General features: G+C 60.3%; 2 protein-coding genes. Both read left to right on the top strand.

Features of this window, described 5'->3' with window-relative positions; translation table 11 throughout:
- A partial coding sequence (locus tag AC1DT2_RS20150; RefSeq protein ID WP_477298302.1) for a hypothetical protein occupies positions 1–1,852 on the top strand: 1,852 nt, incomplete at its 5' end.
- A gap of 57 nt (positions 1,853–1,909) precedes the next feature.
- Positions 1,910–2,725 (top strand): ABC transporter permease (locus tag AC1DT2_RS20145; protein WP_477298300.1); only part of this gene is annotated, 816 nt, incomplete at its 3' end.

Here is a 2,725-nt window from a genome sequence, read left to right as displayed (position 1 = left end):
GAATGAAGCGCCTACCAACGCACCGCAGCGTACGCGCGTTTCCTCCGGCGCCGTCCGTCCGCCTGTGCCACCGCGCGCGGATGCGCCGATACACGGCATGGTTGCCATGGGGGAACTGCATTACGCAAGGGCGGCGCGCCCACGCGCGTCCGTTCCCGAAGGCGTGGTCATTCAGCGCGTGCGGGCGGTGAAGGACCAGGAATGGGCCAAGCTCGACCCGATCGATGCGGCGCTCGAACACTTCGACGACGTGCTCAGCCATAGCTCGTCGATTCCCCCGCGGCTGCCGCGCGAATTCTTTGCTCTCTTCGCCCAGGCTGAAGAGATCTTTCACGCGATCTACGAAAGCGGCGAGGTGCAGGAAGAAGGCAGCATTGCGAACCTGGAGGAGCAGGTCGGGCAGTTGGAAGGCATGATGAACGTCGCCAAGCGCCAGGCCGCCAAGGATCGTGCAGCACAGGCGCGCGGCGGTGATCGACCGCCTTCGCGGTCGTCTCGCTATATGCCCGAAAGCGTTAGGTCCCGCGCGATGGAAAGCGCGCAGACTCTGAACGTGCGGCTGGACGGCCTTAACCAGTACCAGCACAACCTGGCCCTGCTTCACCACCATCCCCACGCGGTGTACTACGTGATGGGCAAGAGCGCGATGGGGCAGGGCGACACGGCCTTCGTGGTGCGTGCAGTCAGTATGCTCAACCGCCTGGGATTGCGGGCGGTTGGCGTCAAGCCGGCGAAAGAGATGCACAGCGGTGGCACCTCGTTCAGCACGACCCCATTCATCACGCCGGAGCAGATGCGCGACGACGCCACGGCCGGCGATTTCATCATCGAAGGCCCGTTGTCCGATCCCGTACTGCCGCCTGTGAATTCGGGCATCGATCCTTCGACGATCTCCACCGAGTTCGATGCCATGGGTGGTTTTGTCGCCGACAAGGCCGGGATCCATAACCTGCGGCTCTATGAGTACGGCACGCTGGCATATCGCGGTGGCCAGGCCATGCAGAGCGACAGCAGCAGCAACGTCGTCCATCATGCCGATAATCCCCGTCATGGCTTCATGGGCATGGGACACGGTGAGATGGGCGCCTTCTACAATGCTGGCGATACGCGCGTGGCGCAGCCGCTGGACAAGGTGCTTGCCTCGCATGCAAAGGACAGTGTCGCCACTGAGCAGTTGCTCGGACTGCTCACCCGATACGCCGATGCCGAGGTTTATCTGGGTTATGCCAACCAACGCGCCGCTGTTGCCGGCTGGGTCACCGCCGTCAGCGCGATCGCCGGGGAGYGAGGCAAGCCAGCCATTGTCGTGGGCATCTACGGCGAACTGCGCCACGCCGATCGCAAGCCTATTTCAGGAGCCGATACGCTCTACGTGCGCAGCAAGGGCGACTCCGCCGGCCTTAAACAGAACGCCGAGATGGTGCGAGGCCCTGGGGCCAAATGCATCGCGGTGATCGCCGATGGCGTCCCCGCGCCCGTGATGGCTGCGCTGCAGAAGCGCGCCATGCCATTCACCTTGAGCACGGGCAATTATTCGTTATCCGAAGCCGTGGAGAACGGGCACTTCCCCGTCTACGAAACACTGATCTTCAATCCCGGTGTGCAGAGCGCCTTTCAGTTCCAGGTCGCCAACGGGCTAGCGAAGCTCGAGTTGACCGCGACTGCCTTCGGTAAGGCGGCGCTGGCCCTGAGCAGTGCCTCGCCCGAATCGCTGCCGAAGATGACGAAGGAGATCCATGCCGTGCTGGCTCATCCCCACGAGATCCGCTTGCTGATGGGGGTGATTCGCGCGCAGACGGATATCAAGGAGAACTTTGTTGCCCGGCTGGCTGGTCTTCTGCCACATCACTAGACGGTCGACCCTGGCAGTTATATGTCCGAGTGTCCGCCGTGCCATGTCCGCGGACACATGATGGGCCGTGTAGATCGGCGCGAGCGGGAGTTGGTGTGGTTCTTGCTTGTTGCCTCCGATCGTCACCACGGGGCTTTCATGCTTGTCTACCATTTCAAACTAGGAATTCGGAGCCTTCGCCGAAACCCATTGCTTACCGTGCTGATGGTGATAACGATCGGAATTGGCGTCGCGTCGTCCATGACGACCTATGCGGTATTTCTTGCCACCTCGAAGGATCCGGACAAGTCATCGCAGTTGTTTATCCCGCAGATTGATAGCTGGGGAGAATCCGCGAGCGCGGAAGACGATGGCGAACCACCGGACATGATGACTTACACCGATGCCATGGCATTGATTCGGGATCATCGAGCCAGATTCCAGACCGCGCTTTATCCCATCGACGTTTCGATCATGCCGACCCATAAGTCGCGGTTGCCTCTTCAGGTGAGTACCTACGCAACATATGCCGATACGTTTCCCATGTTCCAGATATCTTTCCTTTTCGGGAGCGGTTGGTCTTCAGCAGACGACCAGGCACACGCTGCCGTAGCGGTAATAAGCCGGTCTCTCAATGACAAATTATTCGATGGCGTGAATAGTGTGGGGCAAGACATCGTGCTGAATCACCAAAGCTATCGAATCGTCGGGGTGAGGGATAACTGGAATCCACAGCCGCTCTTCTACGATGTAAAAATGCTCGGTGCGTTTGGTGAGTCGGCTCAGGTATTCGTTCCCTTTACTCGTGCCATCGATTCCCGGATTCCCACCGCGGGCGCCAACCTGTGTAAGACAAGCTCCGATAGCGGATGGGACGCGTGGCTTGGATCTGAT

It is taken from the genome of Luteibacter sp. P4_E6, from assembly GCF_056401535.1.
The sequence above is the reverse complement of the archived record's forward strand: the minus strand, read 5'-3'. Positions and strand labels throughout refer to the sequence as shown.